Annotated in this window: 11 protein-coding genes; 5 read left to right on the top strand and 6 right to left on the bottom strand. The window is 36.2% G+C overall.

Annotation, left to right across the window (positions count from 1 at the left end; genetic code table 11):
* Both ACP6PL_RS08015 and ACP6PL_RS08010 read left to right on the top strand, forming a co-directional pair.
* On the top strand, window positions 1-2,483 hold a 2,483-nt coding region (locus ACP6PL_RS08015; protein ID WP_426544330.1), incomplete at its 5' end, for a CHAT domain-containing protein.
* A 777-nt stretch (window positions 2,484-3,260) separates the two neighbouring features.
* Window positions 3,261-11,861, top strand: coding sequence for a CHAT domain-containing protein (locus tag ACP6PL_RS08010; protein WP_426544328.1), 8,601 nt, complete (start codon window positions 3,261-3,263; stop codon window positions 11,859-11,861).
* Window positions 11,862-12,154: 293 nt separating this feature from the next.
* Here ACP6PL_RS08010 and ACP6PL_RS08005 read toward each other — a convergent pair whose 3' ends face one another.
* Window positions 12,155-13,627 (bottom strand): AAA-like domain-containing protein, encoded by a 1,473-nt coding sequence (locus tag ACP6PL_RS08005; protein ID WP_426544326.1) that lies wholly within the window; start codon window positions 13,625-13,627, stop codon window positions 12,155-12,157.
* Window positions 13,628-14,786: 1,159 nt separating this feature from the next.
* On the opposite strand from ACP6PL_RS08005, the gene ACP6PL_RS08000 reads away from it, so the two are divergent.
* Entirely contained in the window at window positions 14,787-15,554 is a 768-nt protein-coding gene (locus tag ACP6PL_RS08000) for a DUF928 domain-containing protein (RefSeq protein ID WP_426544324.1), read from the top strand.
* Window positions 15,555-16,556: 1,002 nt separating this feature from the next.
* Here ACP6PL_RS08000 and ACP6PL_RS07995 read toward each other — a convergent pair.
* Window positions 16,557-19,256 carry a DUF7948 domain-containing protein gene (locus ACP6PL_RS07995; protein WP_426544322.1) on the bottom strand — a complete coding sequence of 900 codons (2,700 nt, stop codon included), beginning with the start codon at window positions 19,254-19,256 and terminating at the stop codon, window positions 16,557-16,559.
* 104 nt (window positions 19,257-19,360) lie between these two features.
* A complete protein-coding gene (locus ACP6PL_RS07990) occupies window positions 19,361-20,311 on the bottom strand; it encodes an SPL family radical SAM protein (RefSeq protein ID WP_426544320.1) in 951 nt (316 codons plus the stop codon).
* 141 nt (window positions 20,312-20,452) lie between these two features.
* Between ACP6PL_RS07990 and ACP6PL_RS07985 the strand changes: the two genes are divergently transcribed.
* Window positions 20,453-21,322: a three-Cys-motif partner protein TcmP gene (locus tag ACP6PL_RS07985; RefSeq protein ID WP_426544318.1), complete on the top strand. Its 870-nt coding sequence runs from the start codon at window positions 20,453-20,455 to the stop codon at window positions 21,320-21,322.
* Between the two features lie 244 nt (window positions 21,323-21,566).
* On the opposite strand, the gene ACP6PL_RS07980 is transcribed toward ACP6PL_RS07985, so the two are convergent.
* The 3 genes from ACP6PL_RS07980 to ACP6PL_RS07970 form a co-directional block, all read right to left on the bottom strand.
* Entirely contained in the window at window positions 21,567-22,454 is an 888-nt protein-coding gene (locus ACP6PL_RS07980) for an alpha/beta fold hydrolase (RefSeq protein ID WP_426544332.1), read from the bottom strand.
* A gap of 1,207 nt (window positions 22,455-23,661) precedes the next feature.
* Window positions 23,662-24,495: a bifunctional 2-polyprenyl-6-hydroxyphenol methylase/3-demethylubiquinol 3-O-methyltransferase UbiG gene (gene ubiG / locus ACP6PL_RS07975; RefSeq protein ID WP_426544316.1), complete on the bottom strand. Its 834-nt coding sequence runs from the start codon at window positions 24,493-24,495 to the stop codon at window positions 23,662-23,664.
* Between the two features lie 337 nt (window positions 24,496-24,832).
* Complete coding sequence (locus tag ACP6PL_RS07970; protein WP_426544314.1) at window positions 24,833-25,303, bottom strand: tetratricopeptide repeat protein; 471 nt, start codon at window positions 25,301-25,303, stop codon at window positions 24,833-24,835.
* A gap of 470 nt (window positions 25,304-25,773) precedes the next feature.
* Between ACP6PL_RS07970 and ACP6PL_RS07965 the strand changes: the two genes are divergently transcribed.
* Window positions 25,774-26,505 (top strand): TIGR04283 family arsenosugar biosynthesis glycosyltransferase, encoded by a 732-nt coding sequence (locus tag ACP6PL_RS07965; protein WP_426544312.1) that lies wholly within the window; start codon window positions 25,774-25,776, stop codon window positions 26,503-26,505.
* Window positions 26,506-26,706: the final 201 nt, after the last annotated feature.

Below are 26,706 nucleotides of genomic sequence, written 5' to 3'. Positions count from 1 at the left end.
CCAGTGTTAATATCAACAACGAAAATATAGCTAATACACAAACAGAAACAGGTGACGCCACAAACAATATCATTACTAATATAGAAGCTAACACAGGTAGCATAACCACAGAAAATATCACTCAAACTACAGGTAATGATGTTCTCAACAGTCAAAACACAGCCGTTAATGCCACTAACAATAACACAGCCAACATACAAACCAATACAGGAAGTGTCGCCAACAATAACACTACTAATATTCAAGCGAGTACAGGGGATATATTCAACAATACTATCACTCAAACCGCAGGCAATGATGTTCTCAACAGTCAAAACACAGCCGTTAATGCCAATAACAATAACACAGCTAACATACAAACCAATACAGGAAATGTAGCCAACAATATTGTCACCAACATAGAAGCCAATACAGGTAATATCACCACAGAAAATATTACTCAAACCGCAGGCAATGATGCTATTAACAATCAAAACACAGGATTGAATACCATCAATAATAACAGAGCCAACATTCAAACCAACACAGGAGATGTAGTCAACAATAACACTAACAATATTCAAGCTAATACAGGCAATATAGTTACAGGAAATATTAATCAAACTGCTAGGGATAATACCATAAATAATCAAAACACAAGGGTTAATAATACTAATAATAACACTATTAATATTCAGACTAACGGTGGCCAAGTTACTACTAATGACAATACCAATATTTCAGTTATAGGCGGAAACATCACCACAGAAAATATCACTCAAACCGCAGGTAATGATATCACTAACATTCAAGCAACATTTGGCGACATTACAACAGGAAATATCAATCAAACTGTAGGAAATAATACTACCAATATTCAAACTGCCCGTGGTCAACAAAATCTAGGAAATATCAATCAAACTGTAGGAAATAATACTACCAATATTCAAACTGCCCGTGGTCAACAAAATCTAGGAAATATCAATCAAACTGCAGGAAATAATACCACCAATATTCAAACTGCCCGTGGTCAGCAAAATCTAGGAAATATCAATCAAAATTTTGGCAATGAATCAATCAATATTCACAGCCAAGAAATCAATCAAAATACAAGCCAAATATCAGTCAATCTGAATGATACAACCCCCAGTAACAACAACCAAACAAAAAATACTGGCACAAGTCAAGAACAGACAGAAGAGTCTACCAACCATGCTACTGATAGTCAACAAATATTAAAGATAATTGATAGTGTTAATACCAATTCTCTAAAAGTCAGTACAGCTTCTGAGCCAATGGTAACAATGTTAGAAACAAGCCGGAGCCAAGAATATTCAGAATATTTTGGAGAAGACTTTAAGGAAGAATTGACTAACACAAAAAACGTCAGAGATATTTTGACAGACATGGCTGCTCAAACAGGAAAAGAATCAGCAGTTGTTTATGTTAATACTTATTCAGACCAATTACAAATAATCTTATATACCAAAGATGGTAAGCCAATTATTAAAACTATTCCCGAAGCCAAACGGAAAAAACTAATGAAAGTTGTGCTTAAATTACGCGCACACATTACGAATCCTGCCCGTCGTAATACTAAGAGCTATCTACCAGCAGCACAACAATTATATGATTGGATCATTGCACCTATATCAGCAGAATTAGCAGCAGCAAATATCGACACTTTACTATTTAGTATGGATGAAGGTTTACGAACTTTACCTATTGCAGCATTACATAACGGGGAAGAATTTCTAATAGAAAAATATAGTATTAGTTTGATTCCTAGTATGACTTTAATGGATACTAATTATCGCCCACTTCAAGATACTCAAGTATTAGCTATGGGTGCAAGTAAATTTATGGAGCAAGACCCCTTACCAGCAGTACCCGTAGAATTAGAAACAATTTCCCAAGAGTTATGGCAAGGTAGCAAATTCATCAATGAAAACTTTACTCGCAATAACTTGTTAAATGAACGAAAAAATTATCCCTATCCTATTATTCATTTAGCTACTCATGCAGAATTTTTACCTGGTAACGCTAGTAACTCTTATATTCAACTGTGGGGTGATGAACAAATAAAGTTAGATCAAGTGCGGGAGTTAGGTTGGAATGAACCTGCGGTTGAGTTATTGGTATTGTCAGCTTGTCGCACTGCTGTGGGAGACAGAAATGCGGAATTAGGGTATGCGGGGTTGGCAGTAGCAGCAGGTGTGAAGTCAGCTTTAGCAAGTATCTGGTATGTGAGTGATGAGGGTACATTGGGATTAATGACAGAGTTTTATACTCATTTGAATGATTCCAAGATTAAAGCAGAGGCGTTAAGACAGGCACAGTTAGCAATGTTGCGAGGGGAGGTAGTTATTGCAGATGGGCAGTTGAGGGGAACAACTGCTCGTGGCGCAGTGGTGTTACCGCCAACGTTAAGGAAGTTTAGAAATCAAGATTTATCTCATCCTTATTATTGGTCAGGGTTTACTATGGTTGGCAGTCCTTGGTAATTAATAATGGATAATGGATAATTGATAATGGATAATTAGAGCATTAGAGAGTTATATCATGTTCGGATAATCAGTTATAATAAACATTCTTAACTTGCTCTAATTTACTCTTTCTCTCCCGACTCCTGTACGGGCGATTCGCGAATCGCTCCTACGACTCCTGACTCCTCCCTACGTTATTTATAAGTATTCAACCGAACATGATATTAGATAGAATCCGATTGAACAGTCGTTATTGCGACGATAGGAAGCAATCTCCGCGCACCCCTGAGATTGCTTCCTTCCACTCCGTTCCAGTCGCAATGACTTGGGTGTAGTAATTACCTGGATTCTATATTAGAGAGTGTTTGTCAACAAAATATTAAGGCTTGAACTGTTGACTATCAGAAAGCTGAACTATTTTTTCCTCCACTATTTTTAATATTTTTTATAACAGCGATCGCTTCTACTCAACTACTCAAAAAACCTAAGAGATTATGACAATTTTATCAATGGGAAAACAAACTGAAGGTTAACTTTATAATTATAGCATAAAATATTTTTTCAAGAAATCTATAATAAATAATATTATTTTTACAGCACTTTTTAGGATGGTGAGGTACAGTTGAAAACTAATCTCTCTTCCTTACTAAACTAAGGTGATAAAATTTTATACCTCACTAACTCTGAAACTGCTGTAATAAAGCTTCGTTGTTGTGCTTTAGCGCCACAGATATAGCGCTACGCACAACTAAGAAACTCTTTAGCTCTCCTATCTCCTAGTATTGAATATTTTTAATGAAACCTATTTTTGTACAATCTTACAGTATAACTGCCTTTACCATAATTTTAGGAGCATTGACCGCAACTCCCGCCAATTCCCAACCTATAACTCCCGCTAATGATGGCACCAACACCACCGTTACCCCACAAGGCAACCAATTCAACATTAAAGGTGGCACCCGCAGCGGAGCTAACCTCTTCCATAGTTTCGACAAATTTAACCTCCACACCAACCAAACTGCGAATTTCCTTACCACTCCAGACACTAGCAATATTTTCGGTCGAGTCACAGGAGGCAAGGCTTCATACATTAACGGCTTAATTCAAGTCATCGGAGGTAACTCCAACCTCTTCCTAATGAATCCCGCAGGCATAATGTTTGGTCCAAATGCCAGCCTCAACATACCCGCCTCATTCAGCGTCACCACAGCCACAGGAATTGGCTTTGACAACAACAATTTCTGGTTTAAAGCAATGGGAACAAACGACTATTCAAAATTAGTCGGAAACCCTAGTGGATATAAATTTGATCTATCTAACCCAGGCGCAATAGTTAATGAAGGAAATTTAAGCTCTGGAAAAAATTTAACCTTATTAGGTGGCACAATTATTAATACAGGAGAACTCTCTACAAAAAACGGAAATATCACCATTGCAGCAGTAGAAGGCGGTAGTACCCTAAGAATATCTCAACCAGGACATTTATTAAGTTTAGAAGTAGAGTCAAAAATCGAAAATATTTCTAATTTATCCCCCCTATCTTTATCCGAACTCTTAACAGGTGGAAAGCAAAAACACGCCACATCCATAATTGTTAATAATAATGGTGAATTAGAATTAACAGATAATACAATAATTGCTGATACACCAGGAAATGTATTTATTTCTGGAAAGATAGATTTATCAAATCAAGATTCAGGAAGTAGAGGAAAGTTAGAAATTAAGAGCGCAGTCAATGTGACATTAACAGAAAATATTTCTGCGGATGGTGCTATTAATATTGAAGCTACAGGAGATATTGTTGCTACAGGTAGTGGAATTAAAGGTGGTGGGGAAAGTGTTTCTTTGTCTGCTACTAATATTCGGATAAATGATGAATTTGATGAAACTTCTGGGGATGCAGATGTTAAGTTAGAGGCGAAAAATAATATTACCGTTGAGGATATAGAGGATGATGTGTTGGAATTTCTGCCTGGGGGTGGGGAGATAGAATTTCGTGCGGATGTCGATGGGGATGGAATTGGTGTTGTTCAGATGTTGGATAATGAGGCAGATGTTGGGAGCGATCCGAATAGGTTTGAGAATGGGGCGGATACTATTAAGACGAATGGGCGGAATTTGACTATTGCAGGTGCTGGAATTATTTTGGGGAATATTGATACTTCTTGGTTGCCTGTTTATTCTGGTGGTGGTGAATTAATTGCTGCTATAGATGTGGATGAGGGGGGACCGATACCAGGAGAAGGTGCAACCTTTACTTTTACTGTAGACGGTGAGTTAGGAAATGTAGAAAATCTAGATGTACGCTTCTCTGCACAACATACTTTCAATGGAGACCTAGCAGTCGCTCTCAAATCACCTCAAGGTCAGGAAGTAACATTGTTTGCTGGTGTTGGTGGTGGTGGACAAAACTTTCAGGATACTGTGTTGGATGATAATGCTTCTACAAGTATTAACTCTGGTGGTGTTCCGTTTAATGGTGCATATATTCCCCAAGGAAGTTTAACAGATTTTAATGGAGAAAGCCCCAATGGAACTTGGACTTTGAGGGTGACAGATACTCGTCCCGTATTCAACAATGGCACTTTGTACAGAGCTGGTGAAGATGCTCCCTGGGGAACGGCCACAGGGACAGAACTGTTGCTGCGTAATCCTCTGATTCAGGTTGCTGGAGGAAGAGGAAATGGAAATAGTGGGGCAATTGCTCTAGAAGCAACTCATAGTGATATTAATGTAGTAAATCTTCGCAGTTTCAGCGAAACTGGTAATGGGGGAAGAGTTGACCTAAAGGCTAACAACAATATTATGACAGGGTTGATTAATTCTAGTTCTATTCAAGGAATTGGCGGTGATATTAACCTTAATGCTTTCTCTGGCAATATTGATATATATTCATTGGATACTTCATCCGTTGATCGAGATGGGGGTAATGTAGAGATAAAGGCAGTAGGAGATATTACTACAGCATCGCTATTTTCCTATTCCAGGACATTAGCAGGCAACTCAGGAAATGGGGGAGCTATTTCTCTAGAGGCAGGGGGCGATATTACTACGGCATCCCTCTGGTCTTATTCCTATTTGGATGCAGGCAACTCAGAGAATGGAGGAGCTATTTCTCTGGTGGCGGGGGGCGATATCTCTACAGCATCGCTCTGGTCTTTTTCCAGGTCGTTTGGAGGCAATTCAGGGAATGGGGGAGCCATTTCTCTGGTGGCGGGAGGCGATATCTCTACAGCATTGCTCAATTCCTTTTCCATTGACGAATCCTTTGCAGGCAGCTCGACAGGGAATGGGGGAGACATATCTCTAGTGGCGGGGGGCGATATCTCTACAGCATGGTTATGGTCTTATTCCCAATTGATTACAGGCAACTCAGGGAATGGGGGAGCCATTTCTCTGGTGGCGGGGGGCGATATCTCTACAGCATCATTCTTGTCCTATTCCTTTTCGGGTGCGGGGAACTCAGGGAATGGAGGAGCTATTTCTCTAGAGGCGGGGGGCAATATATCTACAGATTTGCTCCATTCCATGTCCCTTAACGAATCGTCTGAAGGCAATTCAGGGAATGGGGGAGCCATTTCTCTGTCGGTGGAGGGCAATATCTCTACAGAAAACCTCGATTCTTCTTCCTCTTCGTTTGCAGGCAACTCAGGGAATGGGGGAGCTATTTCTGTGGAGGCACAGGGCGATCTCTCTACAACAGATATCAGGTCTTATTCCTATTCGGGTGGAGGGAACTCAGGGAATGGGGGAGCTATTTCTGTGGAGGTACAGAGCGATCTCTCTACAACAGATATCAATTCCGCTTCCGCTTCGGAGGCAGGCAACTCAGGGAATGGGGGAGCCATTTCTCTGAAAGCAGATACGATCAAATTTAATCCAGCAATCAGAACATTCTCAGTAGGAATAAACGACACTTCCGCGAATGGTGGAGAGGTTAACATTACCACTAACAATCTCAGCAACACAGAAATACTCTCACTATCTTCCCACGGAAAATCAGGAGAGGTAATAATAGAAAGTCAACCACAAGGAAACCTTGAACTTAATGACTCATCCATTATCACAAGTAAACAAGTAACTATACAATTACCTTTTGGCGGAGAAGTACAAATAGATCTAGGAGGAACAGAAGGCCAATCAGGCCCCGTCTCCATCATCAGCAATGGCAACCTCAACCTCAACAACGTCACCATCGAAAGCGACACCAAAGGCGACCAAGAGGCTGGAAATGTCCACATCTACAGCCAAGGCAACATCACCCTCAACAACACCGACATCCTCAGCACCACCAACGCCCAAGGCAACGCAGGCAACATAACCTTAGAAACTGAGCAAGACATCCTACTCACCAACAGCAGCAAGCTCCAAGCTAGTACAGAAACTAGAGAAAACGCAGGCAACGCAGGCACCATAAACATCCAAGCCAACACCCTCAACCTAGACCAAAGCACCAACCTCATCACAGAAACCACAGGCGCAGGAAACTCTGGAGACATAACCATCGAAGCCAACACCGTAGACATCGGGGAAGATTCCCAAATCACTGCCACAGTAGTAATAGGCTCAACCAGCAACGGAGACGGAGGCAACATCACTATCAACACCGACACCCTTAACATTTCAGGAAAACTCGGAATATTTGCCGAAACTGAAGCCACCGCCAACGCAGGTACTCTAACCCTTTCACCCTACAAAAACAACTCAGACCTAGACATCAATTTCGGCAACGACGGCTTCATTTCCGCCTCCACCTCCTCTATAGGCAACGGAGGCAACATATTCATCTCTGCTCCAGAAAACATAAACATATTAGGGGAAGGCTTCATCGCTGTAGAAACAACAGACATAGGCAACGCCGGAATTATTGACATCCAAACAGAAAACCTCAGAATATCTGATGGAGTAGCTATATCCGCCTCTACAGAAGACAAAGGCAACGCAGGGCAAATCAACATCAACACCACAGAATTCACTCTAGAAAAAGGCACAAGTCTCACCACCGAAACCAACAGCAAAGGAAAAGCAGGAGACATACAAATAACTACCCAAGAACTCACAATAGGAGAAGATGCCCAAATAACTGCCACAGCCAAAAAAGGAGCAACCAACACAGAAGCAGGAGGCAACATCACCATCAACGCCAACGAACTATTCATCTCAGGAAGACTCGGAATATTCGCCGAAACAGCAAGCAAGTCCCCCGCCGGGAGTCTCACTATTAAGCCATATAGGAGAGATGGGGGGATGGGGAGAGGGGGAGAGGGGGAGATAGGGAGATGGGGAGATGGAAACCCACCCCTAACCCCTCCCAGGAGGGGAAATGGAGACCCAGTTCTCAATATTACTTTCAAAGAAAAAGGCTTCATATCCGCCCGCACCTTATCAACCGGAGGCGGAGGTAACATCAATATACTTGCTCCAGAAAATATCAATATTTCAGGATCAGGCAGAATAACAGTCGAAACCACAGGATCAGGCAACGGAGGTATCATTAACATCGAAACCGAAAACCTCACAATAGGGGAAAATACAACAATATCAGCATCCACATCCGACAGTGGAGACGGAGGCAGCATCAACATTAACCCTACACAAACATTTCAACTAGAAGGTAGAATATTAACAGAAACCAAAGGGGCAGGCAACGGCGGCAGCATCACCATTAACACAGGAAAAATGACCGCTCCAAATAGTACCATTTCTGCCAAAAGTACCGATACCGGAAACGCAGGCACAATAGACATCACCACCCAAGAAAATATTACCACAGGAATTATTACCTCCCAAGCAAAAAATAAAACCGAAACCGCCGACGGAGGCAACATTAGTATTACCAGCGAACAAGGAGAAATTAATGCCACCCAACCAATTCAATCATTTTCAGAAGGAGCAAACGCTGGAGATGTCACCCTCAGAGCAAAAACAGACATAAAAACCAACACCATAAATTCCCACGGACAACAACAAGGCGGTGAAATTATTATTAGATCAGAAACTGGAAATATTGACACCAGTAACAGCCAATTCCTAGCCAATTATTCAGGAAGAGGTGACGCCGGCAACGTTATCCTGACTGCACCTCAAGGAAATATTACTACTAATAACATTTATTCATTCGCTGATGCAGATGGAGGTCAAATAATTATTAAAGCAGGAGGTGACATTAAGATTAGAGAAAACAGTAATATTATCTCCGCATCCGAACCGCCAGAGGATCAGAGGAGCGGGACAGTAGGGAGAGGGGGAGATATTATTCTCGAAGCAGGAAACAATATTAACACCACAACTGCCAGAATATATTCCGGTGCAGATGACGGCCATACAGGAAAAATTGATATTATTGCGGATGGCGCAATAGAAACAGGTCAAATTGACCTAGCATCAGGGTTTGTCAGAGACAGAATAATAGTCAACCAAAACTTTACTCTCATTCCACTACCCCAAGGAGAAGCCACCCAAGGAGTCGCCGGAAACATCACCCTCAACAGCAACAACAGCAGAATCGACACCACCGCCGGAACAATAAACTCTCGTTCCCCAGAAGGTACCGGAAATATTAGTCTCAACGCTGGAGAAAATATTACTACAGGCAAATTAGAAGCAAGCGCCCTCAACCCAAACGAACCCACGACAGGCGGAGATGTTAGGATCACAAGTCAACAAGGAGAAATTAATGTTACCCAAGCAATAGAAACATTCTCAAAAAGAGGAACTGCCGGAAACGTCAACATCAAAGCAGAAGGTTCAGTCAACATAGAAAACATACTCTCCCAGGGAACACAACGGGGAGGAGATATTACCATAGACAGTCGCAGTCAAAACAGCATCAATGCTGAAGGAGCATTAAACACATTTTCCACAGAAGGAATAGGAGGAGATGTTAACCTCACATCCCCAGGAAACATAGCCATTAGTGGCATTCGCTCAGAAGGAATGGAACAGGGAGGAGATATTACAGTAGAAAGTGAAATAGGTAATATTGATTCCAACAATGGAAATATAGATTCTTTCTCAACCCAAGGAATAGCTGGAAACATCACATTGAATGCTTCTGAAAGCGTGAATTTAGCAAATGTATCATCCTTTGGAGCCACAGAAAGTGGAGATTTAATCATTCAAAGTCGCACAGCACAAGTAAATACAGGCAACGTTACCACACAAGCACCAGCAGGAAGTAGTGGCAGTATATTTATTAACGGAGAAGAAGTGGGTACAGGAGACTTAAGCTCCATTGGTACAACCAGCGCTGGAGAAATAAATGTCGAAGCAACAGACGGCTCCATTACAACTTATGATATAGAAATCAGCTCTGATGGCACAATAGGAGATTTAATACTCAGAGCAACAGAGGATATTACCACAGAAGATATTGATATAACAGCAGGAGAGGGAGATGCAAATATTAATATTGAGTCAGGAGAAAATCAAGCTATAGAAGATATTGATGTGAATGCTGAAAATGATGCCACTACCAATTTTACTGCTGGTGGAAACCAGGATATTAGTGATGTTAATGTGAATGCTGGAAATGATGCCACTACCAATTTTACTGCTGGTGGAGACCAGGATATTGGTGATGTTAATGTTAATGCCACTAATGATGCTACTACCAATTTTACTGCTGGTGGAGACCAAGATATCGGTGATGTTAATGTTAATGCCACTAATGATGCTGCTACTAATTTTACTGCTGGTGGAGACCAGGATATTGGTGATTTTAATGTTAATGCCACTAATGATGCTACTACCAATTTAATAGCTGGCGGAAGTCAAAATACTAACGGTATAAATGTTAATGCAGGCAATGAATCTATAATTATTCAAAACCCACAAATGAATTTAAACATAGATAGTATCTCAGGAATTTCTAACAATAATAATAATAATAATTCAATTGTTAATCTTCTTGTAAATCAAAACAATCCCCAGGATAATACAAATACCTCGAACAATTTCACAAATAATGCCACTACAAATGTAGAAACCAATAGTTTCTCAACAACCATAATTTCCGATATAATTTCAACCACTACCCCCAGTAATAATAACCAAACAACTAATACAGCCACAGCTCAAGAACAAACAGAATCATCTATCAATAATACCACCGACACTCAAGAAATATTAAACATAATTGATACTGTTAATACCAATCCCCTCACAGTTGCCACAGGTTCAGAACAAATGGTAATGATGTTAGAAGAAAACCGGATTAAAGAATATTCAGATTACTTTGGAGAAGACTTTAACGAAGAATTAGTCAATACAAAAAATGTCCGGGATCTTTTAACAGACATGGCAAATAAAACTGGAAAAGAATCTGCTGTTATTTATATTAATGCTGAACTAGATCAATTACAGATAATATTATTTACTAAATCAGGTCAACCAATTATTAAAATTATTTCCGAAGCTAATCGTAAACAACTAATAAAATTAGTATTACAATTGCGTGGTAAAATTATTAATCGAGCCAGCCGTCATACGGATAATTATCTGCAACCTGCACAACAATTATATGATTGGCTCATCGCACCTATATCAGCAGAATTAGAAATCGCAAATATCGACACTTTACTATTTAGTATGGATGAAGGTTTACGGACTTTACCTGTAGGAGTATTGCATGATGGGGAAGAATTTCTAATCGAAAAATATAGTATTAGTTTAATTCCTAGTGTGAGTTTAATGGATACTAACTATCGCCCACTTCAAGATACTCAACTATTAGCAATGGGGGCAAGTAAATTTATTGAGCAAGATCCCTTACCAGCAGTACCTGTGGAGTTAGAAACTATTTCCCAAAAATTGTGGCAGGGTAGTCAATTCCTCAATCAAGAATTTACTCGTGATAACCTGGTTGCCCAACGCCAAAATTATCCTTATCCTATTATTCATCTATCTACTCATGCAGAATTCTTACCCGGTAAGGCTAGTAACTCTTATATTCAACTGTGGGGTGATGAACAAATAAAGTTAAACCAAGTTAGGCAGTTAGGTTGGAGTCAACCTGCCGTAGAATTGTTAGTATTGTCTGCTTGTCGCACTGCTGTGGGGGACAGAAATGCTGAATTAGGGTTTGCGGGGTTAGCAGTAGCAGCAGGAGTAAAGTCAGCTTTGGCTAGTATTTGGTATGTGAATGATGAGGGTACATTGGGGTTGATGACAGAGTTTTATACTCATTTGAATAATGCTAAGATTAAGGCAGAGGCATTAAGACAGGCACAGTTAGCTATGTTGCGAGGGGAGGTGATTATTGAAGATGGAGAGTTAAAGGGAAGTGGAACCCATACAGCGGTGGTTTTGCCGTCGGCATTAGGAAAGTTTGAGAATAAAAATTTATCTCATCCTTATTATTGGGCGGGGTTTACTATGGTTGGTAGTCCTTGGTAATTAATAATGGATAATGGATAATGGATAATTAATAATGGATAATTAATCAATTTGGTTTAATATAAAATTCCGTTGAACAGTCGTCATTCCGACGATAGCAAGCAATCTCCGCGCACCCATGAGATTGCTTCCTTCGACTCCGTTCCAGTCGCAATGACTTGGGTATATTAATTATCCAGATTTGGTTTAAAGCTTCTCCTTTTCAAATAAAAGCACTTCCCGTTGCCCGTGAGGTACACATTTTTTGAGCAAGATACACGCACCACAAGAATTTTACTATTCAAAATAGTACCTCATTTGTCCGAAATCTGCTGTAATTTTTTTTCTACCCATTCTTTGTTAAATGTTTGTTGATAAATTTTATTTTTTACTCTTAAGAATCCCTGGCTTTTAATCACTATCCCTGACAATAACAGTTCTGTTTCTGATGGACTATTATCTATTTTAATTTGAGTATTTTCTAAGATTTTTTGATAAATTTCTAGTAATCTACCAGCCCGTTTTTTGTTCCGGAGTATCCTGTCTCTAATTGTAATTAAATGTTCCGGTTCGTCTTGGTTTTCCCAGTTGTCTATTATTTTTGATTTGACCAATAATTCTACCCAATTTTTTTCCATTCCGGCGGGAATTTTCATTTTTCGATCGAGATTTGATAATCCTGTTATTTCGATTAAATAGCAGATTTTTTGGGTCAGGAATGGTTGCCCGTTTGTCCAGGCTAATATTTCTTTTAATACTAATGATGGGTTATCTGTATAAGGTTTAATTCCTGTTAATAATGGTTGTAATTCTTCAATTTGAAAATCTGACAATTCTATAGCTTGACCAATCTTAAATGGTGTGCGTTTTTTATCTGCTATTAAGTCTAAGGGTGTACCTGCTCCAAAAATTGCAAATGTGAGACGATTATATTTTGGGTTTATTGCTCGTTGATTGTAATAATACCGAATCAGATCAAAAAAGTCATCTACGGCAAATTCGAGGTCGAGAATACTATCAATTTCATCTATAAATATGATAATGTTTTGTTGGGGAAATTTTTCCCTGAGAAGTAATTCTATCCAGTAACTTAGAGCCTGTAACCCAGAAATGTCACCTTGCTCATACCACCAAGATTTTAAATTGATTTTTTTGGATAAATTTAAGCCTCGATATAGTTCAAATATTATTCCTTTATACCATTGAATGGGAGTAATATTTTTATTGCCAATCAGACTCATATCCAGGGAAGTACAGCAAAATTCTTGTTGTTTTAGCTGATTCACTGTTTTGAGTAGCAGGGAAGATTTTCCCATTTGTCTGCTGTTGAAAACGTAACAAAATTCTCCTTGTTTTAAGGATTCATAAAGTTCAATATCCGCTTTTCTTGTTACATAGGTGGGATGATTATTTCTGAGGCTACCACCTACTTGATATGAATACATTTTTTTGCTCAAAGCTTCAAGCTTTCGCGATCGCAATTTTTGTGAAAAACCCAGGGACATCCTCTCAGTTAGCTGCTTCAGATACAGGAAGAGCAACTCCCCCTCAAAGAGAAAAGAATCAAAGGCTTCACGATTGGAAAGGGATGCTAAATTTGGATTGGCAAGAGTTTTATAGTATTTAATATCAATATAAGGTGAGAAGCTTAGTCCTTGATCAATACCTATTGCTTCAAAGTGTTGTATTGGACTATTGAACTTTCCTGCAACAATTAAGTCTTCTACTTCTGAATTAACGGTTAAATAATAGGATGGATCGAAAACTTGGTTAAGAGATAGTGACATCGCGATCGGTAAATAAATTTACAATTAGCAAGTCTTCAACAAAAATTAAGCCCAATAATTCGTTGTTTCCAGCAAACAAGTTGATTAAATAAAATAATTTGTCTCATGTTTTTGTTTAATCACAAGTATTCTAACTAAGCCAATTGTGAAGTAGCGAAAAATTGCATTTAATTACAAGTTTGTTGTGAAAAAACGCACAAAATTTAACTTTCACCTAGTCATTGTGCATTTTTTTGCACGTCCAGAGGATGCAATAGAATTTTTGTGACAACTTATGCACATTTTTTTATTTCATAGAATATTATGGTAAAATAATAGGCTATAAATTTTGAAGTTGTGGCTTGAGATGCTGACTGGGAAGATAAAGTTCAAATCAATTAATAATTTTTAATTAAAAATTATAACCTTTGCCTCAAGTCAGAGGTTTGAAATAAGGAAAATATTTTTGATTTTTTCGCTCTTTGAAGAACGAGGCTTGAATCCTTAATTAAACAATTATTGAAATTAAGGAACGAACTAAAATTTTTGAACTTTGAATTGAGCAGTTTTGAATTTAAACAATGGTTAAGTCGCTTCGCTAAAATTCAAAATTATTACCTCGTGGCTGTTGCAAGAGGTTTGAAATAAGGAAGATGTTTTTAATTTTTTTTGCTCTGGAGAAGAACGAGACTTATATCCTTAATTAAACAATTATTAAATTAAGTGGTAGTCTTGCATGGTAATGGTTAAGTTATATAATTTTTAATTTCTCCCGCACTCCCCATCCCCCCATCTCCCCATCTCCCCATCTCCCCACACTCTCTCTACCATTACTATGCACCACCACCGAACTTTGAATCGAGCAGTTTTGAATTCAAAAAATGCTCAAAAGTAGACAAGGGAAAAAATTTAATAGCTTACCCATCAAATTAATCTTGACAAACTACTAGATATTTATCAGTCTCGTTTGAATTTTAATTTATCCAGACAATTAAAATAATTCACAAAAAATGAAGCAGATAATTTAATATATAGATATTATTTTGAAGATTCAATAGTTAATTATTGATATTCAATCTATGCAATTATTCAAAATTAGTGAGTAAAGGAAAAAGGTAAATCATACAAATTTGATTAGACTTGACTATATTTTGCAAAATTATTTTTAAGGGATAAAATTATGAAAATCAAACAATTTGCTGTTGTTATTATTAGTATTTGTGGGCTTAGTGCGGGGATAGCTAAACAAGTCAGGGCAGTAGAACCTCCTATCCCTAAATTTCAACCCCTTGTTCAATATAAATTGGCCGATAAGGATAAAGGAGGTAATACGGGAAAGGATAGAGGAGGTAATACAGGAAAGGATAGTACAGATATCGGAGGTAGTCGCGGTGTTCGTGGTGGGAGTTGTTCGGAAAAGGAAAAGCCTTTTTTAGTTTTAATTCCTACAGAGCAGGATACTGTGGACAGTTTGGCAAGTCATCCGACTTTTTGGTTGTATATTCCTCCTTCTAGCAGTATTCAGTTCGTTTTAAACGATGAGATTGAGCAGAAGAAAATTTATGAGACTAAATTTAATGTTGAATCTGAACGAGGATTTATTAGTTGGAAATTACCCTCTTCTGCACCACCTTTAGAGATAGATAGTTCTTATCGTTGGGAATTTACTCTTGATTGTGGAGACGATGAGTCGGTGCTAGTTCAAGGATTGATATTAAGGATAGCAGCAAGTGATAGTTTGATTAGTCAGTTAAAATCGGCTGAAACTCTTATAGAAAAAATTGATATTTATCAGGAAAATAATTTGTGGCATGAGAGTATTACAGAGTTATTAAACTTACGTCGGAATAATCCTAATGATCCAGAGATAAAGCATAGATTTAAGAGTTTATTAGGTAATAAGTGGTATGATGCTTTAATTAATGCTCCGATTCAAGATTGTTGTTAAATTGGCAAGAAAGAGTAAGTAGTGGACTGTTTCAACTAATGGCTGTGCATTAGGGCGGGTTTATATAGAATCCATTTGGTATCTATTTAAAAGTAGAGGGGGAGATGGGGAGATAGGGTGTATTAGATATCTCCCAAAATCCAATCATTAAATCAATTATTACCCATAAATTATCAATTTATTATCCCTCCGACCTATTTTATGGAGATACGCTTAGGGGTTCTATAAATCTTAGAGTAAGTATGAAAATTTCCACTAAAAGCCGCCCCTACTATTGCAGCATTTAAGATCAAACAATCCAGTAGTGTTAAATTCTGGTAATTAGTTATTGTATGATTTAGGAGTCAGGTAAGGTATATGAGTCTCATTTTTTATATTGTAGTTAATTAATCCAACTTGAGATAACGGAATAACAATAATTGGGGAGTAGAGGAGTAATTTTTTTGCCCAACTATGCGCCATAAATGTGCTCCTTTTTGAGCATGAAGAACTGGAAACCAGGTACTTTTTCAAGACCTAAAAAGATACTTACTTATATCTGTCAATACTTTGAGATTTAATCAGCAAGCCATAACTAAATCCGGTTTAGGAAGAAGGTTTATTATTAAGGTAACGCAGAAGGTAGATGGGTTATATCAAATCCCCTAGCTTCGGAGTGTTGTAATAAACCGGGTTTGTGGGAGGTAGATGTTATACAGCCGAGTATTTAAGACAAACCCGGTTTTTGCACTTTTTTATACCGATACTACCGGGTCTGATATTGTAGCATTGATCAAAAAAAATGCTATATTTAATTGGCTGGGGAAGTATGAGGAGAGGTAAAAGTAGGAATAATATATACTAAATAAACTTAAATTCTCAAAAACATACTTTGAATGCTAGTATATATTTGACTGTTGAAGTATGGCTGAAGTATAGCATTACTTTTGGGAATTGGTATTAGACCAATTTCATAAATGTTTACTTCTAACTCACTCCTTAGCTCCCCTACTCCCTAATTATTTATAAATTATTCCCTGCTCGCCCTTCAGCTTCACCAAATAGAATAAAATGTTCAAATCCACTATTAAAAACGGCATTTTCTACTGCTAAAGCTACGATGGGATTAGAAGTTAAATAAAATCTTTCATCAAATTCAATAGAACGTTCATCACGACCTTCAAAAAATCCAACATTAACAAAATGATCGAATCCACTCTTAAAAACATTATTTGCTATAGCTTGACTAACACCAGGATTTTCGAGTAGATAAGTAATTTCATCAAACAAAAGACTGGGGTTACGCCCTTGAAATTGACCTCTATTAATAAAATGATCTAAACCATTTGAAAATAAACCATTTTGTATCAGTTGAACTACATCAGGATTATTTTCTAAATAAAACTCCTCATCAAAATATATTTCTATCGGATTAATTCTTTGTTCGCTCACATACTGAATAAAATTTTGAAAAGTATCAGGTGGCATAATATCTGGAATAATCTTAGCCACAAAAGCATTAGATTCTAAACCAAAACTGTTTAAAGCATTAATAATCGGAAAATCTATAGAATCAGAAAAACCAACCACATAAGTATTTTGAGCAGGATCTATCGCAATACCATTTCCTGACTCATTCCCCACACCACCAATAGTGGCAGAAAAATCTAAAAACATTCCACTACTAGAAACTTTACTAACAAAAACATCATCCGGTAATCCCAAACCAACACCTTCTTGAAACTCATTAATAATTGGAAAATTCACAGAACCAGTGCTACCCGTTACATAAGCATTACCCAAATTATCTAGAGCAATATCATTACCAAATTCACTACTATTTCCACCTAAAAAACTCGCATATCCTAAACTATTATCCCGATTAATTTTCATCACAATAGCATCACTACTACCGCCCCCAAATAAATTTTGAAATCCACTAAAAGCAGGAAAATCTCCCACAGGAGAAACAGCAATATCTCCCTCAAGAATACGAGTTCCTGTTGTACCAGAAACATAAATATTTTCAGCTAAATCTATAGCAATACCACTACCAGCATCTCCATCACCTCGACCATAAAAAGTTGAGAAAAGTAAGTCGCTACCTTCCGGATTTAATTTAGTAACAAAAATATCGCTATCCCCACCATAAAAATTTTGCAGAGGGTTCTGAAGCGGGAAGTCAAAAGACCTAGTTGAACCTGTTACATAAGCATTACCATTATTGTCTACATCAATATCAATTCCTGAATCTAAATCGAAACCTCCTAATAAGGTTGAATATTCTAAAGTTCTGCCATTTCTCGATAATTTAGTCACAAAAGCATCTCGATTCACGTTATTAGTAGTAGTGGTTTGAAAAGCATTTTCTGTTGTGGGAAAGTCCGCAAAACCAGGAACTGGCTCGGCAGGAAATGGGGAAAAACCTCCGGTACTTCCTGTTACAAAAGCATTACCATTATTATCTACAGCAATACCCCTACTGATATCTTCATCTCTACCACCAAGGTAAGTAGAATATTGCACGCTATTACCTAAACTAGAAAGTTTTGTCACAAAAGCATCGCCGTTAAAACTACCTCCACCATAAGCAGTTTGGAAGGCATTAACTGTTAGAAAGTCTAGGGAATTAGTATTGCCTGTAATGTAAACTCCACCAGCAATATCTACTGCAATATCTATACCAAATTCATCGTTACTTCCCCCCAAATAAGTAGACCAAAGAACAGTTCCATTTTGGTCAAATTTAGTCACAAAAGCATCGTTATTAAACACTGCTCCCCCACCATTAAATTCTGGTTGAATAGCATTTAATGTGGGAAAATCAACAGAAGTAGTATCTCCAGTTATATAAACATTTCCGGCAACATCTACAGCAATGCCATTGCCACGGTCAAAACCATTTCCGCCGATTAGTGTAGAATATTCTATAGTAGGGTCAATAATTAATTCATAGTCTTTGTTATATTCTCCAATATCGAATCCTACTTGATTGTTTTCAAGTAATTGATAGGCAACTTCAACTTCAATTTGCTGACCATCTATTTCTTGATAAGCAATTGGGGGTGCTTCATATAATTCTCCTAATTCTGTATCTATAGACAGAGTACCATCGGCGAGAATACTAATTTCTTCAACTCCACTATAATTGAGAACAATTTGAGAAGTATCGCCACCGGGAGCAACAATAAAATCTCTTTTTAGGTTGCCACCGATACTACTATATATAAGGTCAATACCCTGATATAAATTTTCATACTCAATAGCGGCATAAGTCGGCAGATCCATATGCCAATTATTTAAGTCATTACCTTGGAAAAAGTTAGCAACTCCCGGTAGTTTATTGAGAGGATTTATATTGGGGTTAGAGTTAGCATTCTCAAAATTTAACGTCACGACATCTGAGGTACTTTCACCTTCGATATTTTGAGTAGAACTAAAGATAATTTTATCTTGAGCAAATAGTAAATCATAGTTATTTGCTTTTGCTAAATACTCAATATCAGAATTATTGATTTGCCCGACATTTTCGATAAAACTAATCCCTGTGAAAAAGTCATTAGTTTCAGATAAATTTGCCTCGGATGTCTCAAATTCTTGTAATTCTAATTCAGAGAGAAATGTTTCTGAACTAGAAGCAATATTTAGATTATTAATTTCATTACTTTCTGGCAAAAAAGGTATATCTAAGAGTTGATTTTCCAAAAAATTGAAAGAATCCATAATTAATTTTCTCTAATAAAATAAAGCATAAGATTAGCAGTAATTGGTAATTTTTCCAAGTTATGAAAAAGTAGATGTTGGGTAAAACTTAAAATTGTTTCCTTCTACCATTTTTCTATTGTTGGCATATATAACCAACGATTTAATTTTTCTTCCTCTACAAAACCTTTTAATTCCGGGTCTGGCCAAATATGAAGCTTATCTAAACATCCAACACTTTTAGCTGCTTCTTCCACCTCTTCCCATTGTTTAATAAAATTTTCTGCCCATGATTTTTTAGTCATAACTGAACTAGCAAATTCTAAACCTGCTGCTATCATACGTTTACCATTAGTTCCACGAGCATTAATAGGTTCCCAAAATATTACTTCTGGATTAATTTTCATAATTTGTTCTAGATTTTCTTTTAAATCATCTAATGTCATTATTGGAGGAGTAGGTGCCATAGCTACATACAATCTACATCCAGCTTTATGACCTTTTTGTAAGGCTTCATACCGCTTAGAAGGCGGAGGTGATTTTGGTTCAATTTTGAGACTAAATTCATCATTTAAAAATGGTAAACTCATGCCAACTGTAATATTAGGTTGATTAAGAATATCTAAATCATTTATCCATAAAGGACTACGAGTTAAAATTCTTAATCTTCTCTTATTTTTAGATAATATTTCGACAGTTTGACGAGTAATTTTGGCTGTTTGATAATTTTGATATGGGTCTGTTCCAGAACATAATAAAACTACTCCTTTACCTTCTGGTGTTTCGCGCCATTTCTTTTTACGACTTAACTTTTCTTCTAATTGCTTAGGTATATTTTCTCTAATTAATAAATATTTTCCCCAATCCATTTGAGGATTATTAATTCCTTTTTCTTGTAATTCCTTTTGTTTTGTTCTAATTGCTGGAGTAGAAGGTACATAACAAAAAGTACATCCATGAAGACAACCAGATGCTACATTAATTACATAATCACATAATCCTTTCTTTTTGAGGGCGCTCTCCTGAAGCGGATTTACAATTTTTTCTGACCCTTTAATAATAGACATTATAGACATTTTTGTTTTTGATGAAAATATTACTTTTTTCTTGGTTTTTATCTAAAAATAATATAATAAGTATAGCATATTTATTAGTATGTCGATTGGGATTTTAAATATAATATTTTGATAAGTAATTATTAATAAAGGATACAAATAATGGCAAAGCAAGTATTTGGTGGAAATTGGACAGAAGATAAGTTAAATCGAGTACGGAAATATTTAGGTGCTTATGCTACGATTATGAATAAATATAATTTTCACTATGCTTATATAGATGCTTTTGCTGGTACAGGATACCGAGAGATTAAAGAAATAGAATATAAAGATACATTACTATTTCCAGAATTTTCTGACTTAGCAGTACAAAAATTTTTGGATGGTTCTGCAAGAATAGCACTACAAGTAAAACCAAGGTTTAATAAATATATTTTTATTGAAAAAAATGAAAGTAAAGCTTCTGAGTTAAATCAACTTAAAATAGATTTCCCTCAACTTGCTGATGATATAGTTATTGTTAATGAGGAAGCCAATGAATTCTTGAAAAATATCTGTTTAAAAGATTGGACACGCCATCGAGCAGTGCTTTTTTTAGATCCTTTTGGCATGGATGTTAAGTGGAATACTGTTGAATTAATTGCTCAAACTAAGGCGATTGATTTGTGGTATTTGTTTCCTATTATGGGAGTTAATAGATTACTCAAAAAAGATGGAAATATAGAAGAAGGAAATCAGACCAAACTAAATGAAATTTTTGGAACAACAGATTGGTATGATACTTTTTACCAAGTAAGAGGAGAGCAAAATTTATTTGGATTCTATTCTTTTACAGAGAAAACAGTAGACGGTAAGTCAATTGGGCAATACTTTATTGATAGATTAAAAACTATTTTTGAAGGAGTGGCAGAAAATCCACTTTTATTATATAACTCATGTAATAGTCCTCTATTCTTACTTTGCTTTGCCGCAGCAAATAAGAAAGGAGCAAAAACAGCAATTAAGATTGCACAAGATATATTGAGGAAATAAATTAAGTAGGTAGGTTTAATTATCCCTACAATAGCAATGAAGATTCAAAACTGTGAGAACCTTTTAGGAAATTGCTTCTAGGTTCTTTTGAATATTTTTTATTTTAACCTTTATTTATGCCTACCTACTTAGAAGCTATGAAAATAATAGAACTAGAAAATATAGAAATTTAAAAAATTTAGATTTTCAAATTAAGAATATTTAATGTATATTTTTAATCTGATAGTATCCAAATTTGGTGTTATTATTCTCTAATAAAATCAAGAATATAATTAGCAGTAACTTGGGATTGTTCCAAATGAGGAACATGACCACAATTAGGAATCCAAATCAGTTCAGAATTAGCGATCGCTCCCTCCAACTTAGCAGCATCACCAGTACCCAAAATCTTATCATTCTCTCCCCACAAAATCAAAGTTTGCTGTTTCAAAGAAGGCAATTTATCTTTAAAATTACCATACCCACCACTTTTAGTAAAAGAAATTAAAGCTTTATTCCAACGAGGCATTTCTAGATGCAATCTAGCACAAATATTAGCGTCTAAACTAGCAAAACTTTTATCAAAATAAGCAGCACGGCTAATATTTTCTCGCACCTGGGGGCGACGCAAAAACTCTGTAGCAAAATAGTCAAGTGGAGGAAATATAAACTTACTGATAATTGGATTACTTTGCATCCCAGCACTATCAATTAATACCAACTTTTTCACAACCTCTGGATAAGTCAAAGTCAAATCAATAGCAGCAGCACCACCCATAGAAGCACCAACCAAAATAACAGGTTTATCTATCAAACTTTTCCAGAAATAATAAAGATGACTAGCGATCGCTCCTGGATTAATTTTTAAATTAGGCAATCTATCTGTAAAACCAAACCCCAATAAATCCACTGCCCAAGTTTCATTTTGAGTAGCAAGTAATGGCAAAAGGCGACGAAATTCAAAAATGGAACTATCAAAACCATGCAGTAATAAAATTGGAGTATCACCCTGGCCTTTGGATAAAAAAGTTGTATTAATTTGCTGAGAAATGAGAGGAGTAGAAATTGATTTATACTCAATATTTTGAGCAAAAGAAATAGATGTAGATTCGGTCAGACTTGCAGTTAATTTTGGCAAAAAATCAGGGAACATTGGCATTAATTAAAATTTTTGATTGATTCTGACTACATAGTTTAACCCAAAATCTCTAAGTGACAAAACTATCGACAGAAGATTCAGAAAAATACTACTCACAGCAGAACAAAATCTAACTGTCGAGAACTCATAATTGACCAATTTTCTTTTAAAGTGACTCTGGCAAATATCTATATATATAGACTTAGACAAATCTTTCCAGTTCACTTTGGCAAAAAATTGAGAGTCTCAACGAATATCTCTGACTGACAAAAGTAGAAAAATTGATAACTGGAAAATTCAGGAGAGAATATTTGGAAAAATTCTACTCACACCAGAAAAAATATGAATCTCAAAACCTGATAATTTATCAATTTTCCTTCAGTGCGACTTCGATAAATATTTATATATATAGATGTAGATCTGACAAATATTTCTAGTTCACTTTGACAAAAAATTGAGAGTCTTAAACAACATCTCTCACTGACAAAACCAAAAAAATTGATAATTATAAAACAGACGAGAGAATATTCGGAAAAATCTGAATTACACCAGAAAAAATCTGACTATTGAGACTTCATCATTTATCAAATTTCCTTCAGAATTACCTACATATATAGATGTACATACAAGACAAAATTTTCTAGGTTACTGTGACAAAAAATTGAGAGTTTTAAGCAACATCTCTCACTGATAAAACTAGAAACATTTATAACTGGAACACCGAGGATAAAACCCACATTCCGCACGTCAAGTTGTAGCATTGAAAGTAGTAGAAAAAATTGGGAATTAATCAGTATTTATACTGTATAGAGCGTATTTATTGACCTTTCTATTGAGTCAAATATTTAGCATAAATACTGGATTTAGCCATATAATTAGCTAGAATCCTTCCCTACTGACTACTGTACGGGCGATTCGCGTTTGCGGAGTTCCGTAGGAAATCGCCCCTACGACTACTGACTACCCGCACTTAATACTAGAGTTTTGAAGTGCAGAATGTAGGATAAAATATTCAGAAAAATCTGAATTACACCAGAAAAAATCTGACCATTGAGACTTCATCATTTATCAAATTTCCTACAGAACAACTCTGATAAATATCTATATATATAGATTTGACAAATCTTTCTAGTTCACTTTGACAAAAATTGAGAGTTTTAAGCAACATCTCTCACTGACAAAAGCAGAAAAATTGAGTAGTCGAAAACCAACTAGAGAATATTCATAATTTCTGACTTTTTCTTGCCTTACCAATATACATAATTGACAGATCCTCATTTAGACTAACTTGAAAAGACCCAGTTTCTCGATATAGCTGATAGTTGAGAATATTTGCCTTCCAGACTTGTACTAACTTCCGAATAAATACTTGTAACGACTTGCTGAATTTCAGATTTTTTCTGAAAATATTCAGCTCTCTCAAGAGAGAACCTATTTCTCCAAACAAGTCAAAACCTTTCATCTCTATCTCAACAAAATCCAAAGAAACCATCAACTCTTTTAGCTCCTCTGGTTGAATAAAATTATTCCAATCGTGAACCCCTAGAGGAATTAATCGTAATAAATTTTCCATCAACCAAATCATCACAAATCGAGATTGAAAATTTCTATTTATCGTGTCATAGAAAAAAATACCACCAGGTTTCAAGACTCTATATATTTCTGAGACAACTTGACGATAATTAGAAACGTGTTCCAAAACATCCACACAAATCACAACATCAAAAGTATTATCTTGATAAGGCAATTTTTCAGCAACCCCGATTTTATAGTTAATATCCAAGCTATTTTCACAACTATGTCTTTGAGCTGCTTCTATACATTTTGCTGAAAAGTCAATACCATAAGTTATGGTTCCTTTTTTTGCCAGAAACTCGCAGGAAAAACCACCCCCACAGCCTACATCCAAAACTTTTAATCCTTGCCATTGAGGGATGTATCTATCAAAAAATTTAAACCTAGGTTGATTGAGATAATAAAGAGCATAAATTTTAGAACTTTTATCCCACCATTCATCAGCACTTAAATCATAAAATTCTAAGTCATTTTTTTTCATAGCTATTAATTGATTAAATTAAGCTGTTTTTATTAAATCAGTATCAAAAATATTGCTGAAAGCTTGAATGCTAATAGCTGAATGCTTACCGAAAAATTAAGGTATAAAGCCTCTGCATTCATGGAGAAAAAGAGGTCGTTTGCGGAGCATTCCGTAGGATGAGATAGCGAGGTTTCCCGAAGAACGCAGAGCAGCTCCGCTTTTCATCTCGGTGACAGCCAAAACGCCATATCCAATCGACCAAGATAAGAAAAAACTTCCTTTTAGCCAATCCTTCTATTACAGAAGAGGTAATCAATAATTATCAATTATCCATTATCCATTATTGAAAATATGTCTAGCTCAACCTCGCCGTACACTCCAAAATTAATCTTTGATTTTGAATAGCATAAGGCTGAATTTCTAAAGCTTTTTGAAAAGCTAAAATAGCTTCTCGATATTCTCCCAATCCTGCATAACATAATCCCAAACCATGCCAAGCTCCAAAATGAAAAGGATTCAATTTAACCACCATCTCACAATCTTTTGCTCCCTTTCTGTACTGCCCTAAAGTGTAATAAAGAACCGCTCTTCGATTCCAAGCTTCTGCAAAATCTGGTAAATCCTCAATTAATTTATTTAATACTGCTTTTGCCCGATCAATTTCTCCAGCTTCCAAGCAATTTTCTGAATTTTTAATTGCTTCTAACCCAACAATACCTTTTTCTTCAAACCAAATTTTCCATAGTTCACCGGTAGCTTTATTCCTAATCAATTCGTCGGAATTTTTCAAGTCTTCCAGTAATGCTATAATTGATGATTTATCCATAATCTTAGTTGTAATAAGTACCTGTGCAAAATTAACTTAACTTTCTCTGGAGGTCAAAAATAGGGAATAGGGAATAGAAAAAATAGTAGTTCTCAATTAATATGATAACCCCTAATACCATTTCTCGAAAATATTGCTATATGTGATTGAGTTGGGAAGTGTGGGAGGTGGAAGGAGAGGTGAAAACTAGGAATAATAATTACTGACCGACTAATAATTATCAAAAACAAACTTTGAGTCTTGGTAACTATTTTACTTTTTGGGACTACTCATTAATGCATGGTAATTGATATAATTTACATTGATTTTGGGAATAGTCAAGTCTTAACAGTCAGTAATCAGCTTTTTTTCTCAAGGTATTAAACAGATTTACTATCGATAGTTAAGGTTTTAATGTGCGGTTTAAACCAGAGATAATTATCGATTATTCATTATCCATTATCCATTAATGAAAATATATCAATAAATCTATGCTCAATGTTTCCATTATTATTCCTACTCTCAATGAAGCAGCTTGCCTACCGCTTACTCTCAAAAATATTTCTTTACTTAACCCTCCACCAAAAGAAATATTAGTAGTAGATAGTTACAGCGAAGATGAAACAGTTTCTATTGCTCTTTCCTTTGGAGTTCCTGTCATTTATTCTCCTCAACGTGGACGTTCCATACAAATGAATCTAGGCGCTCAAATAGCAACAGGAGAAATTCTATGTTTTCTCCATGCAGATACTATAGTACCTAATGACTTAATTACTATAATTTCCCAAACGTTGCTAAATCAAAATATTGTTTGTGGTGGATTTATTTCGATTATGAGTAATTCCGAAATTACCCGCTGGGGTACTTCCTTGCATAATTATCTCAAAACTTTTTATGCTCCTCTAATTTTTCGTCCTCATTTATTCTTTAAAGGTTTGCGAATTTTATTTGGAGACCAAGTAATTTTCTGTCGTCGTGGAGATTTTTGGAAAGTAGGGGGTTTTGATACTAATCTACTGATTATGGAAGATGCTGACTTATGTTTGAAGTTAATCAAATATGGACGAATTTATTTGGTAAATCATTTCGTACATAGTAGCGATCGCCGTGTAGCTAAGTGGGGAGTTTTCCAAGCAAATTTGATTTATCTATTTATTGGTTTTTTATGGGGCTTTGGTATTTCACCTACTTTTCTGAAACGCTTTTATCAAGATATTCGTTGAAAGAGCTTATTTACTCTAACTAGATAGGCCGGAAAACACTATTCCTATACTTAGAAAAATAATACTCTTAAAAAACCTTTTCTATTCTACCTTCTGTTATCAGAATAGCTGCCTTGTGATATCTAGTTAAATCTTCAATTACCGAATAATACCAATTTAATAAATGTTTGTTACAAATAGACAGGGTATTTTTTAGGAGTC

It is taken from the genome of Dapis purpurea BLCC-M126 (genome assembly GCF_050015975.1).
In the GTDB taxonomy this organism is placed as follows: Bacteria; Cyanobacteriota; Cyanobacteriia; order Cyanobacteriales; family Microcoleaceae; genus Trichodesmium.
Note: the sequence above shows the minus strand (reverse complement) of the source record. Positions and strands in the feature narration are given on the sequence as shown.